The following is a 13,955-nucleotide window of genomic DNA, read 5'->3' on the forward strand; positions in this document are numbered from 1 at the left end:
CTGGCACGCTTGCCCGTTCTTCACGCCCCGCGCTGGACCGTCATGACCGATTCCCGCATTGCCTCGCTGCAGCAGGCCTGTCCCGGCCTGAAGCTGAAGACCGACCCGGCCGACCTGGAGCATTACGGGCGCGACTGGACCCGGCGCTGGACGCCGGCGCCGCTGGCGATCGCACTGCCGGCCACGGTCGAGGAGGTACAGGCGGTGATGCGCTGGAGTGCCGCCGAGGGCGTGGCGGTGGTGCCGTCGGGCGGCCGCACCGGCCTCTCGGGTGGCGCGGTGGCGGCCAACGGCGAGCTGGTGCTCAGCCTGGAGAGGATGAACAGGGCGCTGGACTACGACGCGGTCGATCGCACCCTGGTGGTGCAGGCCGGCATGCCGCTGGAGGCCGTGCACAACGCCGCGCTGGACCACGGCCTGATCTACCCGGTGGATTTCGCCGCGCGCGGCTCGTGCACGATCGGCGGCAACATTGCCACCAATGCCGGCGGCATCCGCGTGATCCGCTACGGCAACACCCGCGAGTGGATCGCCGGGCTGAAGGTGGTCACCGCCAGTGGCGAACTGCTCGAGCTCAACAAGGGCCTGATCAAGAACTCCAGCGGCTATGACTTCCGCCAGCTGTTGATCGGTTCGGAGGGCACGCTGGGCGTGATCGTCGAAGCCACCGTTAAGCTGACTGACCCGCCGCCGGCCAGCAACGTGATGCTGCTGGCAGTACCCAGCTTCGAAGTGCTGATGCAGGTGTTCGCCGCGTTCCGCGCGCGCCTGCAACTGCAGGCCTTCGAGTTCTTCACCGACCGCGCGCTGGAACATGTGCTGGCGCACGGCGCGCAGGCGCCGTTCGACGAGGTGCACCCGTACTACGTGGTCACCGAGTTCGCCGCCAACGACGAAGCGCAGGAAGCGGCGGCGATGGCGGCCTTCGAGGACTGCATGGGCAACGGCTGGGTCAGCGACGGGGTGATCAGTGCCAGCGACGCCCAGGCCGCCCAGCTGTGGCGCCTGCGCGAAGGCATCACCGAATCGCTGGCGCGCTACAAACCCTACAAGAACGACGTCTCGGTACGGATCTCGGCGATGCCGGCGTTCCTGGCCGAGACCCAGGCGCTGATCGGGCAAGCCTACCCGCACTTCGACGTGGTCTGGTTCGGCCACATCGGCGACGGCAACCTGCATATCAACGTGATCAAGCCCGACGACACCAGTGACGCCGATTTCGTGGCGCAGTGCGAGCACGTCACCAAGCTGCTGGCGCAGGTGCTGGCGCGTTTCGATGGCAGCATCTCGGCCGAGCATGGCATCGGCCTGGTCAAGAAGGGCTACCTGGACAGCACCCGCGGCCCGGCCGAAATCGCGCTGATGAAGGCGGTCAAACGCGCGTTCGATCCCCAAGCGCGGCTGAATCCCGGCAAGCTGTTTGACGCCTGAGCCGGGCAAATCCTTCACGCACCCGTTACGCTCCACCCATCCTCACAACCGGCTTCGAACCGATGACCCGTCCGCTTCTGCTGCTCGCCCTGCTGTCCCTGCCGCTGGCCGGCTTTGCTTCCAGCTTCGCCGGCACCTCGGCCGGTTCTGCCACCGGTGCTTCCTCCGGCTCCTCGGGCAGCAGCTCGGGTGACGACAAGGTGGTGCTGGCCGCGCGCGACGATGCCGCTGCGTTCGTTGCCAGCGACGGCCAGATCCGTGGCGCCCGCCTGCAGGCCGCACTGGCCCACCTGCGTGAGCAGAGCGCCGCCGCGCAGCAGCAGAGCGACCTGGAACTGGCCCGCACACTGCTGGCGCGTTGATCCGGCCTTCGGGTAGTGCCGGCCGCTGGCCGGCAATTCCATGACATCTGCACGGAACGCCGCCACGCTTGGCGTGGCTCTACTGCTGACCGCCCACGTCGCGTCTGCAGCTGATCGCCTGCAGCTTGATCCGTCCGGTCTCGATCCGGCGCAGCAGCGGCTCGCCAGCCAGACCCTGGCCGACGTGCAGTCACTATTGCCGGACGGCCTGCTGGCTGCGTTGCCGGCGCAGGTACGGGTGCGCTGGACGGATGACCTGCCGGCCGATGTGCATGGCCGCACCTTCGCTGGCCGTATCGCGTTGCGCCGGAGTCTGCTGGGCGACAGTGCGCCGGGCGCCCGGCGCGCACGCCGCAGCGCGCTGGTACACGAACTGACGCACGTCGCCGACCGTGGCGGTGCGAACTGGTCGCAGAGCATGCGATGGCGTGACCTCGCGGGTTGGCAGCGCAAGCCCTGGCATCTCGGCCGTGGCGACAACGACTTCCGTGACCGCAGCCCCGATGCGTATGAACTGAAGGACCCGGCCGAGTACCTGGCAGTGAACGCCGAGCATTTCGTGCTCGACAGCGAGTTCGCCTGCCGGCGCCCGGCACTGGCGCGGTGGTACCAGGCCCATTTCGGAACCCCGCCATCGCTGCCGCAGTCGCACTGCGCGACCGCGTTGCCCTTGCTGCAGGCCGAATCGGAAGAGGGGGCGGCATCGCTGCTGCAGCTCGACCCCGCGCGTGTCTACGCCGTGGATTACCTGTTCGCCGAAGGCAGCGCGCAGCCGATGAGCCGCTGGGGCCACAGCATGCTGCGATTGGTGATCTGCAGGCCCGGGCGCGCGCCGGGACCGGACTGCCGGCTGGATCTTGAATACCATCGCGTGCTGTCCTTCCGCGCGTTCGTGGGCGACGTACAGATATCCAACTGGCGCGGCTTGACCGGCGGCTACCCGTCGCGGCTGTTCGTGCTGCCGCTGCAGCAGGTGGTGGACGAGTACACCAAGGTCGAACTGCGCGGCCTGCAGTCGCTGCCATTGCGGCTGCAGCGCGATGAGATCGCCAGCCTGCTCGAGCGCACCGCCCAGGTGCACTGGAGCTATGACGGGCGCTATTACTTCGTCAGCAACAACTGTGCGGTGGAGACCGCCAAGCTGCTGCAGGCCGGAGTGCCGCGGCTGGGCGAGGCCGGGCTGGCCCAGCTGAGTCCGCGTGGTCTCAAGCGCCGGCTGGCGCGGCTGGGCATGCTCGACGAGCGGGTACTCACGGACCGCAACGCCGCGCAGGCACAGGGGTATTACTTCGCTTCCGCGCGCGACCACTACCAGCAGTTGTTCACAGTGGCGGCGACCCAGCTGAGCCTGCCTGCCCGCGATGTGCGCGGCTGGTTGAAGCTGCCGGCGGAACAACGGGCACCGTGGCTGCTGAAGGGCGACCTGCGCGCCAGTGCCGGCCTGCTGTTGCTGGAACAGGCCGCACAGCGGCGTGCCGAGCTGCGGGCACGCGATGTGCTCAAGCGGCAGCTGCTGGCTGCTGCGGACAGCGCGGAAACCCGCAGCCTGCGCGGCCTGCTGGCGCAGAGTGGGCAGTGGTTGCGCCCGGGGACGCTGCTGCAGGACGGCGGCTATGGGTTGCCGCTGGGCGACGAGCAGGTACTGCTGTCTGCGGCCGTGGCCACTGCCAGTGCGCAGGCGGTACCGGCATGGCAGGCATTGCGTGTGCAGCTTCGCCAGCAGTTGCCGGCGCAGCAGCGTGAGGAAATGGATGCGATCGACGCCAATCTGGCCGCGCTGGGAGCACACCTGCGCACGCAGGCCGCTGGTCCGGCTACTGGCGCGGCAGTTCGATGACGAAACGGCTGCCGCCGCAGCTGCCGGGCGTGCAGCAGGCACGGCCACCATGTGCATCGGCGATGGCCTTGACCACCGCCAGGCCAAGCCCGCTGCCACCGCCCTGGCGCGAACGTGAGCCGTCGGCGCGCATGAACGGAGTGAAGATGTCGGCATGCAGTCCGGGATCGATCCCCGGGCCTTCATCCTCGATGGCCACCTGCACATGGCCCGGCGTGTCATGCACGGCGATGCGCACCTTGCCTGGGCTGGCATAGCGACGCGCGTTCTCCAGCAGCGCCAGCAGCGCCTGGCGCAGGCGCGTGGGATCACAGTGCGCGTTGTGTTCCTCGCGGCTGGTTTCCAGTTCCAGCACGAAGCCCGCAGCGCGGAACTGCGGGTCGACCAGCGTCATCACCGAATGCACCTCGGCCACCACGTCGGTGCGTGCGCGACGCACGTCCAGCCGCGCATTGTCGGACAGGCTCAGCACGCGCAGATCTTCAATCAGTCGCGACAGCCCTTCGACCTGGGCGAGCAGGCTGCGGAACTGCGACTCGTCCGGCTGGAACACGCCCTCGGCCAGTCCCTGCAGGCGGCCGCGCAGGATCGTCACCGGAGTACGCAGCTCATGTGCGATGGCCGCATGCCACATCGCGCGCTCGCTCTCCATGTGCTGCAGGCGGCGCGCCATCGCATTGAAGTCCTCAACCAGGGTTGCCACTTCGCCCGGCGAATTCTCCTCGACGTTGGCGCGCGCCCCAAGGTCACCGCTGGCGAGCGCACGCACGCTGTCCACCAGCGAATTCAACGGCGACAGGATGCGGTGGGCGAGGCGGAACGAGGCGGCGATGGCCAGCGCCAGGCCGGTCAGGATCACGCCCACCATCCATGCAAGCTCCGGCCCGGTCGGCAGCCAACTTTCCGGCTCTTCGGTACTTCCGGGGAAGAACTCGACCAGCACCGCGTACAGCAGCCACGACGACAGGATCATCATCACGATGACGCCGATCACCATCAGCGACATCGAGACGATGATGTGGCGGCTGAGCCCGGAACGGCGCAGTCGGGCCATCAGCGGTCAGCCATCAACCGGTAGCCGACGCCGCGCACACTGGCCGGAACATTGACCATGCCCACTTCGTCCAGCTTGCGGCGCAGCTTGCTGACATGGCTGTCGACAGTGCGCTCCAGCGCTTCGCTTTCCGGCAGGCATTCGTGCATCAGCTCGCTGCGGCTGAAGATGCGGGTCGGTGCCAGCGCCATGCAGTGCAGCAGCTTGAACTCGGTGAGCGTGAGCAGCACTTCGTGACTATAGCCTTCGCCCTCCACGTGCACGGCGTGGGTGGCCGAGTCGATCAGCAGCGGGCCGACGCGCAGCGCAGTGGGCGCGTCCACGCGCGAGGCGCGCAGCGTACGCCGCAGCACCGCGCGCACGCGCGCCGCCACCTCGGCCGGGTTGAACGGCTTGACCACGTAGTCGTCGGCACCCATGCGCAGCGCGGTCAGCTTGTCCAGGTCCTGGTCCAGCGCGGTCAGCATGATCACCGGCGTCTCACCACGCTGGCGCAGCTGGGTCAGCACGCTCCAGCCATCCAGGCGTGGCAGCTGTACATCGAGCAGGACCAGGTCGGGGCGGGCGCTGCGATGCAGGTCCAGTGCGCTATGGCCATCGGCCGCGCGCAGCGTGCGCAGTCCTTCGCGTTCCAGGTAGGCGCTGAGAATATCGGCGATCTCGGCCTCATCCTCGACGATCAGGACCAGGGCGGCGAGGGCGGGGGAGGCATGCATGCAGGGGCGGGGCCGTAAGGTGCTTGCCTCCATCGTATCTCCACAGTTCCTCCATCGAAACCCCATCATTGCCACGCACACTGCGCGCTTCAGAACCTATCCGCCGCCTGCGCGGCATTGTGCACAGCAATGAGAACCTTCAGGACTCCGGTCGCGTTGATCGCGGCCCTCGCCCTGGCCATGACGGCCTGCTCAACCCCCGAAGCCACTCCCGAAGCCGCACCGCGTGTCAGCGTGGTCACCGTCGGCCCGCAGGTGGTACAGCGCGATGACGAACTGCCCGGCCGCGTGGCTGCCGTGCGCACCGCACAGATCCGTGCCCAGGTGGGCGGCATCGTGCAGCGCCGCCTGTTCGACCAAGGCGCAGAAGTGAGCGCCGGCCAGGCCCTGTTCCAGATCGATCCGGCGGCGTTCCGTGCAGATGTTGATTCGGCACTGGCAGCCCTTCAGCGCAGCGAAGCGGCGCTGGGCCGCAGCCGCGTGCAGTCGCAGCGCCTGCATGCGCTGGCCGCCGCACAGGCGGTCAGCCAACAGCATCGCGACGATGCCAGTGCCGAGTACGAACAGGCCCGTGCCGCGGTGAACGAAGCGCGCGCGATCCTGGCCCGTCGCCAGCTTGACCTGCGCTATGCCACGGTCAGCGCGCCGATTGCCGGCCGCATCGACCAGGCGCTGGTGACCGAAGGCGCACTGGTGGGCGTGGCCGATGCCGAGCCGATGGCAGTGGTGCAGCAGATCGACCAGGTCTACGTCGATGTGCGCCAACCGGCGGCGCAGCTGGAGTCTCTGCAGCGCAGTGCCGCCGGTGGCGGCGAGCTGCCGGTGACGATCATCGGTGCCAGCGGCAAGCCACTGCCCGAACGCGGCCAACTGCTGTTCTCCGGCATCAATGTCGATGCGCGAACCGGTGATGTCATCCTGCGCATCCTGGTCGACAACCCGCAGCGACAGCTGCTGCCCGGCATGTACGTGCGCGCGAGGGTGCCACGTGGCGCGCCGGCCAGTGCATTGACCGTGCCACAGCAGGCGGTGCTGCGCAGCGCCGGTGGCCAGGCCTATGCCTGGGTGATCGGCGCCGACGGCAAGGCGGTGATCCGCACGCTGGAAGTGGACGGCAGTGTCGATCGCCAGTGGCTGGTGCGCACGGGCCTGAAGGCCGGCGAGAAGGTGGTGGTCGAGGGCCAGGAGCGCCTGCAGGAAGGCGTGGTGGTCGATGCGCGCGACTGGCAGATGCCGGTCGCCAGCGCCGGTGCAGTGCAGGCCGGCAGCAAGGGCTGAGCCTTTCCGGGGCCGGTCCCTCCAGGGAAATCCAACATGGCACGTTTCTTCATCGATCGCCCGGTGTTCGCCTGGGTGCTGGCGATCTTCATCATCCTGGCCGGCGTGCTGGCGATCCCGCGGCTGGCGGTGGAGCGCTATCCAGCAGTCGCCCCGCCCAGCGTCAGCATCTATGCCAGCTACCCGGGTGCCAGCCCGCAGACGCTGAATGATGCCGTGGTTGGCCTGATCGAGCGCGAGCTGTCCAGCGTCAAGCACCTGCTGTACTTCGAGTCGTCGGTGGACGCGTCCGGCGAAGCGTCGATCACTGCCACCTTCAAGCCCGGCACCAATCCGGAGCTGGCGCAGGTGGACGTGCAGAACCGGATCAAGGCGATCGAACCGCGGCTGCCGCGCAGCGTGCGCCAGAACGGGCTGTTCGTGGAGGCCGCTGATTCCGGCCTCCTGATGCTGGTCGGCCTGCGTTCGCCCGATGCCAGCGTCAGCGAGGCGGCGCTGGGCGATTTCATGGCGCGCAACATCATCGAAGAGCTGCGCCGTATCGATGGCGTCGGCCGCGTGCAGTTGTTCGGTGCCGAGCAGGCGATGCGCGTGTGGCTGGACCCGACCCGGTTGACCGGCTACGGCCTGACCATGGGCGATGTGGCAACCGCGATCGAGCAGCAGAATCTGGAGATTTCGCCAGGACGCATTGGTGATTCGCCGGGTGTTCCAGGCCAGCGCATCACCGTGCCGCTCAGTGCCGACGGCCAGTTGTCCACGCCCGAACAGTTCGCGGCGATCGTACTGCGTGCCGGCGCCGACGGTTCACGGGTGGTGCTGGGTGATGTCGCCCGCGTCGAGCTGGGCGCGCAGAGCTATGCCTGGGGCACCCGCGAGGACGGCCATCCAGCCACCGCCGCCGGCGTGCAGCTGCGCCCGGGCGCGAACGCGGTGCGTACCGCTGCGGCGGTGCGTGAGCGCATTGCTGAGCTGGCGCCCCTGCTGCCGCGCGGGGTGGAAGCGAGCATCCCGTTCGACACCGCGCCGTTCGTGAAGATCTCGATTCAGAAGGTGGTGCAGACCCTGCTGGAGGCGATGCTGCTGGTGTTCGCGGTGATGTACCTGTTCCTGCAGAACTGGCGTTACACGCTGATCCCGGCGTTGGTCGCACCGATCGCGCTGCTGGGTACGTTCGCGGTGATGCTGGCGCTGGGCTTCTCGATCAACGTACTGACCATGTTCGGCATGGTGCTGGCCATCGGCATCATCGTCGACGACGCGATCGTGGTGGTCGAGGGCGTGGAACGGATCATGGCCGAGGAGGGCCTGCCGCCGCGCGAGGCCACCATCAAGGCGATGCGTGAACTGACCGGCGCAGTGATCGGCATTACCCTGGTGCTGACTGCGGTGTTCATCCCGATGGCGCTGGCCAGCGGTTCGGTGGGCGCGATCTACCGCCAGTTCACCGTGGCGATGGCGGTGTCGATCCTGTTCTCTGCGCTGCTGGCCCTGAGTCTGACGCCGGCGCTGTGCGCGACCCTGCTGCGCCAGGCCACCCACGGCCATTACGGTCGCGGCGGGCTGTTCGGCGGTTTCAACCGGGGCTTCGAGCGGATGACCGGGCGTTACCAGCGTGGTGTGGCGTCGGTGCTGCAGCGGAGCGGGCGGGTGATGGGCGTGTTCGCCGCGCTGGTGGCGGCGTTGCTGCTGGGCCTGCACTGGCTGCCGGGTGCATTCCTGCCGGAAGAAGACCAGGGCTATTTCATGACCTCGATCCAGCTGCCGGCCGAGGCGACGGCCGAGCGTACGCTGGCCGTTGTCGAAGCCTACGAACGGCACGTGGCCTCGCGTCCGGGCATCGGCTCCAACCAGTCGATCCTCGGCTACAGCTTTTCCGGTTCCGGCCCGAGTGCGGCGCTGACCTACACCATGCTGAAGGACTGGGGTGAGCGCGCAGGCGCAACCGCGGCCGGTGAGGTGGAGGCCGCACAGCAGGCGATGGCCACGGTTGCCGAGGGTGAGGTGATGAGCGTGATGCCGCCGGCCATCGACAGCCTGGGTCGTTCCTCCGGCTTCTCGCTGGCCCTGCAGGCGCGTACCGGGCAGGGCCAGGCCGAACTGCGCGCAGCCCTGCAGCAGCTGCTGAAGCTGGCCGAAGCCAGCCCGCTGCTGTCGGAGGTGCATGCCGATGGCCTGCCAGCCGGCACCAGCGTGCGGCTGGAGATCGACCGCGCCAAGGCCGAGGCGATGGGCGTGGGCTTCGAGCACATCAGCAGCACGCTGTCGGCGGCCATGGGCTCGCAGTACGTCAACGACTTCCCGAACAAGGGACGGCTGCAGCAGGTGATCCTGCAGGCCGATGCGCCGCACCGGATGGAGCTGGAAGACGTGCTGAAGCTGTACGTGCGCAACAGCGAGGGCGGCATGGTGGCGTTGTCCGAGCTGGTCACCCCGCACTGGACCGAGGCGCCGTTGCAGCTGCAACGCTATCTTGGTTTCCCGGCGCTGAACCTGTCCGGCGCCCCGGCCTCTGGCGTGTCGACCGGCCAGGCCATGGCGGAGATGGAGCGGTTGGCCGAAAAGCTGCCGTCCGGCTTCGCCCTGCAATGGACCAGCCAGTCGCTGCAGGAGCGTGAGTCGGGGGCGCAGGCGCCGTGGCTGCTGCTGTTGTCGATGCTGGTGGTCTTCCTGGTGCTTGCCGCGCTGTACGAGAGCTGGTCGATTCCGTTGGCGGTGCTGCTGGTGGTGCCCCTGGGCCTGCTTGGCGCGGTCGCCGCGGTGCTGTTGCGCGGCATGCCCAACGACGTGTTCTTCAAGGTCGGCATGATCACCGTGATCGGGCTGTCGGCGAAGAACGCGATCCTCATCGTCGAATTCGCGCGGCAGCTGCAGCAGCAGGGGCGCGGCCTGGTTGAAGCAGCGCTGGAGGCGGCGCGGCTGCGCCTGCGTCCGATCGTGATGACCTCGCTGGCGTTCGCGCTGGGCGTGGTGCCACTGATGCTGGCACAGGGCGCGTCGAAGGAAACCCAGCAGGCAATTGGAACCGGCGTGTTCGGCGGCATGGTCAGTGCGACCGTGCTGGCGGTGTTCTTCGTGCCGGTCTTCTATGTAGTGGTGCAGGGCGCGCGGCAGTGGATCGCGCAGCGCCTGCGCAGGCGCCGGCCGATGCCGGGAGGAACCGTGGATGGAACGGAACATCGTTGAAGATCTGCATGAGCAGCAGTTGATGGCGCTGGAGCAGCGCCTGTGCGCAGCGCTGCTGGATAACAATCACGATGCGTTGAACGCGCTGGTATCGCCGGCCCTGTTCCTGATGGACGGCCACGGTGGCCGCATGCTCGATCTGCCGTGGCTGCGTGATTGGTTGGCCGGTGACCTGCAGGTACGAAGCCTGCAGCTGCACGCGGTGGAAACGCTGCTGTGTGGCCGTCTGGCGTTGCTGTCCAGCGACGTGCGGATGTCGGTGTGGCGGCAGGGCCGGGAGCGTGAACTGAAGCTGCGCCTGTTGCGGGTCTGGACCTGCAGTTCCGGCGGCAGTGGCGCGCAGCTGCTGTCGATGGCGGTGCTGGCCGCATGAGTGCGGTCAGGCTGTTTTCAGGCCCCGCTCACCGCGAGGTGGTAGGGTCGAGCATTCCTGTAGTGTCGACAAGGAGTCGAGCCATGCGTGTAGTTCCCAGTCTGTTGGCAGCCTCCCTGGGGTTGGTCCTGGCCGCGTGCCAGCCGGCCCAGGCACCCGCGGCGGGCAGCAATGACCCCTCGCCTGCCACGCCGAAGCCGAGCGCCAACACGGAAGGTGGCAGCGAGACCGCCTACCAGTGTGGTGATCTGAGCGTGCGCGCGACCTTCAATGGCGAGGATGCTGCCACGCTGGTGATCGGCGAGCGTAGCTTCGCCATGACCTCCGAGCGCGCGGCATCCGGCGCCAAGTACAGCGATGGCCTTGGCAACAGCTTCTGGACCAAGGGCAGCGATGATGGCCTGCTGAGCCTGAAGGGCGAGCCGGATCGCGAGTGCCATGCGGTGGAAGCTGGCGAAGGCGATGGCAGCGCCGGCAATGCCGCGTTCCGTGCCACCGGCAATGAACCCGGATGGCTTGCAGTCGTCGATGGCAATATGCCGGGCCTGCAGGTGGAAGTTGACTATGGCGAGCGCCGCTTTGACGTGGCCAAGCCAACCAAGGGAGCCGACGGCTGGAGCGGCAAGGCGTCCGATGGTACCGACGTCAAGCTGAGTTTCCAGCGCACTACCTGCCAGGACGATATGAGCGGGGAGGCGTTCGAGGCGAAGGTGATGCTGACCGTCGGTACGCGCCAGTACCACGGCTGCGGCAATTTCGGCGCGAAGCAGCCGTAAGTTACCTGTAGAGCCGAGCCCACGCTCGGCTGCAGTACCTGTCCAACCCACCGCAGCCGAGCACGGGCTCGGCTCTACACAACTACTGTCAGCGATGCGCTGCTTGCTGCCTGCGGCGAACTTGCCGCAGGCAGCGATCGGCAGGCGATCGGCGCAGGGTGCTTAGTCGGCACGGCCGGCGAATTCGCCGGTGGCGGTGTTCACCAGCACGCGCTCGCCGTTGACGATGTACTCCGGCACCATGATCTCGATGCCGGTGTTGAGCTTGGCCGGCTTCGGGCGCTTGGTGGCGGTGCCACCCTTCAGTTCCGGCGGCGTCTCGATCACTTCCAGCACCACGGAGGCCGGCAGCTGGATCGCCACCGGCTGCTCGTCGATCACCTGCACGTAGATGCCGGTCAGGCCGTCGGTGATGTAACCGGCGTCATCGCCGATCACGTCCGCATCCAGGGTGTACGGGGTGTAGTCCTCGTCATCCAGGAACACGAAGGCATCGCCGTCCTTGTACGAATAGGTGGACTGGCGGCGCAGCAGTTCGACCTCGACCAGGTTGTCGTCGGCATCGAAGCTGGCGTCGAGCTTGTTGCCTCCCGGCACGCTGTACATGATGAAGCGGAAGCGGACGTTGCCGCCGCGACCCTGAGGCGAGCTGCGCTCGATGTCGCGGATCTGGTACACGCCGTTGTTGTACTCGACGACGTTGCCCTTCTTAATGTCGTTGGCTTTCATGGTGATCTAGGTCGTTGGGGAGGGCGCCGTCCCGGCGCCCGGGGGAATCACTTCGGAGCGAGGCGGGTAGCGCCGTCCAGGCGGATGGTCTCGCCGTTGAGGTAGGTGTTGCCAAGGATGAAGCCGACCAGGCTGGCGAAGTCTTCCGGCTTGCCCAGGCGCGGCGGGAACGGGATCGAGGCGGCCAGCGACTGCTGCACGGCTTCGGGCATGCCATCGACCATCGGCGTCCAGAACACGCCCGGGGCGATGGTATTGACGCGGATGCCGAAGCGCGACAGTTCGCGTGCCATCGGCAGCGTCATCGACACCACGCCGCCCTTGCTGGCGGCATACGCGGCCTGGCCGATCTGGCCCTCATAGGCGGCGATGCTGGCGGTGTTGATGATCACCCCGCGCTCGCCATCGATGCCGGCCTCGTTGTGCTGCATGCGGTTGGCGGCGGCCTTGGCGACATTGAAGCTGCCGACCAGATTGACCATCACCGTGCCCTGGAAGCCGGCCAGCGGCATCGGGCCGTCCTTGCCCAGCACGCGGCCGGCGCCGAGGATGCCGGCGCAGTTCATCGCCACGTTCAGGCCGCCGAGGAAATCGTGGGCCTGGTCGATGGCTGCCGAGACGGCCGCTTCATCGCTGACGTTGACGTTGAAATAGCGGGCCTTGTCGGCACCCAGATCGGCAACGGCGGCGGCGCCCTTGGCGTCGTTGAGGTCGAACAGGGCCACCTTGCCGCCCTGGGCGACGAGGTGCTGGGCCACGGCCAGGCCGAGGCCGGAGACGCCGCCAGTGATCACGGCACGTACGGAAGACAGCTGCATTGAACGGTCCTGCAGGTTCGAGAACCGCCGATTCTAACGGAAGCCGTGACCGCCGCTGTTGTGCACTGCGCCGCCGGTGCAGGGCGGCGCAGTGCAGCGGTCAGCCGGCGGCCAGCGCCTGGCCGGTGCGGCTGGCGGTGGCGCGACCGAGCAGGCCGGCCAGCCAGCGGCCGGTCTCGGCCAGTGCCGGCAGGTCCACGCCGCTGTCCAGGCCCAGGCCCTGCAGCAGGTAGACCACATCCTCGCTGGCGACGTTGCCGCTGGCGCCCTTGGCATACGGGCAGCCACCGGCGCCGGAGACCGCGCTGTCGACCACGCGCACGCCTTCTTCCAGGCAGGTGGCGATGTTGGCGATGGCCTGGCCGTAGGTGTCGTGGAAGTGCACGGCCAGTGCCGTCATCGGAATCTCGGCGGCAACCGCCTGCAGCATCGCCCGTGCCTTGCGCGGGGTGCCGACGCCGATGGTGTCGCCCAGTGAGATTTCGTAACAACCCATCTGGTGCAGGGCGCGCGCCACCCGCACCACGTCGGCCAGCGGCACCTCGCCCTGGTAGGGGCAGCCGAGTGCGGTGGAGACATAGCCGCGCACGCGCACGCCATCGGCGGCGGCGCGGCGCAGGATCGGCTCGAACCGGGCCAGCGATTCGTCGATGCCGGCATTGGTATTGGTACGGTTGAAGGCCTCGGAGGCGGCGGTGAACACCGCCACTTCCTCCACGCCCACCGCACGGGCGCGGTCGTAGCCCTGTTCGTTCGGCACCAGTACCGGGTAGTGCACGCCCGGCCGGCGCTGGATGCCGGCATAGACCTCGGCGGCGTCGGCCAGTTGCGGGATCCACTTCGGGCTGACGAAACTGGTCGCCTCGATGCTGCGCAGGCCGGTGGCCGACAGGCGGTTGATCAGTTCGATCTTGTCGGCGGTGGACACCGACTGCTTTTCGTTCTGCAGCCCATCACGCGGGCCGACCTCGACGATGCGGACGTAATCGCTCATGCGGCTGCCCCATCGGACGGACGGTGGCAGACCGCTTCGATGTTGTTGCCGTCCGGGTCGAGCACGAAGGCGGCGTAGTAATCCGGGTGGTACCACGGGCGCAGGCCCGGGGCGCCGTTGTCGCGGCCACCGGCGGCGAGAGCGGCGGCGTGGAAGGCGTCCACCTGCGCGCGGCGGGTGCAGGCAAAGGCCACGTGCACGCCGTGACTGGTGGTGCCGCCATTGCCGAGCCAGAAGAACGGCTTGCCGTCGCTGCCGAAGCCGATGTGGTCGTGGTCACCGGTTTCTTCGGCGCTCACTTCCATCACGACGTCGATCTGCAGCGGCGCCAGTGCCTGCAGGAAGAAGGTCCTGCTGCGCGCCAGGTCGGCGCTGGTCAAACCAAGATGATCGAGCATGTT

Annotated in this window: 13 protein-coding genes; 7 read left to right on the forward strand and 6 right to left on the reverse strand. The window is 68.0% G+C overall.

Features of this window, described 5'->3' with window-relative positions; genetic code table 11:
- Positions 1 to 42: 42 nt before the first annotated feature.
- From DL544_RS09355 to DL544_RS09365, 3 genes are all read left to right on the forward strand, one after another.
- A complete protein-coding gene (locus DL544_RS09355) occupies positions 43 to 1,431 on the forward strand; it encodes an FAD-binding oxidoreductase (protein WP_139727038.1) in 1,389 nt (462 codons plus the stop codon).
- Between the two features lie 62 nt (positions 1,432 to 1,493).
- Positions 1,494 to 1,793: a DUF2388 domain-containing protein gene (locus tag DL544_RS09360; protein ID WP_065196996.1), complete on the forward strand. Its 300-nt coding sequence runs from the start codon at positions 1,494 to 1,496 to the stop codon at positions 1,791 to 1,793.
- A gap of 40 nt (positions 1,794 to 1,833) precedes the next feature.
- Positions 1,834 to 3,630: a DUF7844 domain-containing protein gene (locus tag DL544_RS09365; protein ID WP_139727039.1), complete on the forward strand. Its 1,797-nt coding sequence runs from the start codon at positions 1,834 to 1,836 to the stop codon at positions 3,628 to 3,630.
- On the opposite strand, the gene DL544_RS09370 is transcribed toward DL544_RS09365, so the two are convergent.
- Positions 3,608 to 4,684 (reverse strand): ATP-binding protein, encoded by a 1,077-nt coding sequence (locus DL544_RS09370; protein WP_065177603.1) that lies wholly within the window; start codon positions 4,682 to 4,684, stop codon positions 3,608 to 3,610. The two genes, DL544_RS09365 and DL544_RS09370, sit on opposite strands and share 23 nt — an antisense overlap.
- Complete coding sequence (locus tag DL544_RS09375) at positions 4,684 to 5,400, reverse strand: response regulator (protein ID WP_005416361.1); 717 nt, start codon at positions 5,398 to 5,400, stop codon at positions 4,684 to 4,686. Before DL544_RS09375 ends, DL544_RS09370 begins: the two co-directional genes overlap by 1 nt.
- A gap of 129 nt (positions 5,401 to 5,529) precedes the next feature.
- Here DL544_RS09375 and DL544_RS09380 point away from each other — a divergent pair, with 129 nt between their 5' ends.
- The 4 genes from DL544_RS09380 (at position 5,530) to DL544_RS09395 (ending at position 11,013) form a co-directional block, all read left to right on the forward strand.
- A complete protein-coding gene (locus DL544_RS09380; protein WP_065196766.1) occupies positions 5,530 to 6,678 on the forward strand; it encodes an efflux RND transporter periplasmic adaptor subunit in 1,149 nt (382 codons plus the stop codon).
- Between the two features lie 36 nt (positions 6,679 to 6,714).
- Entirely contained in the window at positions 6,715 to 9,864 is a 3,150-nt protein-coding gene (locus DL544_RS09385) for a multidrug efflux RND transporter permease subunit (protein ID WP_139727040.1), read from the forward strand.
- Positions 9,845 to 10,237: a nuclear transport factor 2 family protein gene (locus DL544_RS09390; protein ID WP_005416364.1), complete on the forward strand. Its 393-nt coding sequence runs from the start codon at positions 9,845 to 9,847 to the stop codon at positions 10,235 to 10,237. Before DL544_RS09385 ends, DL544_RS09390 begins: the two co-directional genes overlap by 20 nt.
- An 83-nt stretch (positions 10,238 to 10,320) precedes the next feature.
- A complete protein-coding gene (locus DL544_RS09395) occupies positions 10,321 to 11,013 on the forward strand; it encodes a COG3650 family protein (protein WP_139727041.1) in 693 nt (230 codons plus the stop codon).
- 162 nt (positions 11,014 to 11,175) lie between these two features.
- Here DL544_RS09395 and yeiP read toward each other — a convergent pair whose 3' ends face one another.
- From yeiP to DL544_RS09415, 4 genes are all read right to left on the reverse strand, one after another.
- On the reverse strand, positions 11,176 to 11,742 hold the full coding sequence (yeiP, locus tag DL544_RS09400; protein WP_005409468.1) for an elongation factor P-like protein YeiP: 567 nt from the start codon (positions 11,740 to 11,742) through the stop codon (positions 11,176 to 11,178).
- 47 nt (positions 11,743 to 11,789) lie between these two features.
- Entirely contained in the window at positions 11,790 to 12,560 is a 771-nt protein-coding gene (locus tag DL544_RS09405) for an SDR family oxidoreductase (protein ID WP_139727042.1), read from the reverse strand.
- A gap of 100 nt (positions 12,561 to 12,660) precedes the next feature.
- The gene (locus tag DL544_RS09410; RefSeq protein WP_139727043.1) at positions 12,661 to 13,554 is read right to left on the reverse strand and encodes a hydroxymethylglutaryl-CoA lyase; all 894 of its coding nucleotides are present in this window, start codon (positions 13,552 to 13,554) and stop codon (positions 12,661 to 12,663) included.
- On the reverse strand, positions 13,551 to 13,952 hold the full coding sequence (locus tag DL544_RS09415) for a VOC family protein (protein WP_095378822.1): 402 nt from the start codon (positions 13,950 to 13,952) through the stop codon (positions 13,551 to 13,553). The genes DL544_RS09410 and DL544_RS09415 overlap by 4 nt, the downstream gene beginning before the upstream one ends.
- Between the last annotated feature and the right edge of the window lie 3 nt (positions 13,953 to 13,955).

It is taken from the genome of Stenotrophomonas sp. pho (assembly GCF_006228405.1).
Lineage (GTDB): Bacteria > Pseudomonadota > Gammaproteobacteria > Xanthomonadales > Xanthomonadaceae > Stenotrophomonas > Stenotrophomonas sepilia.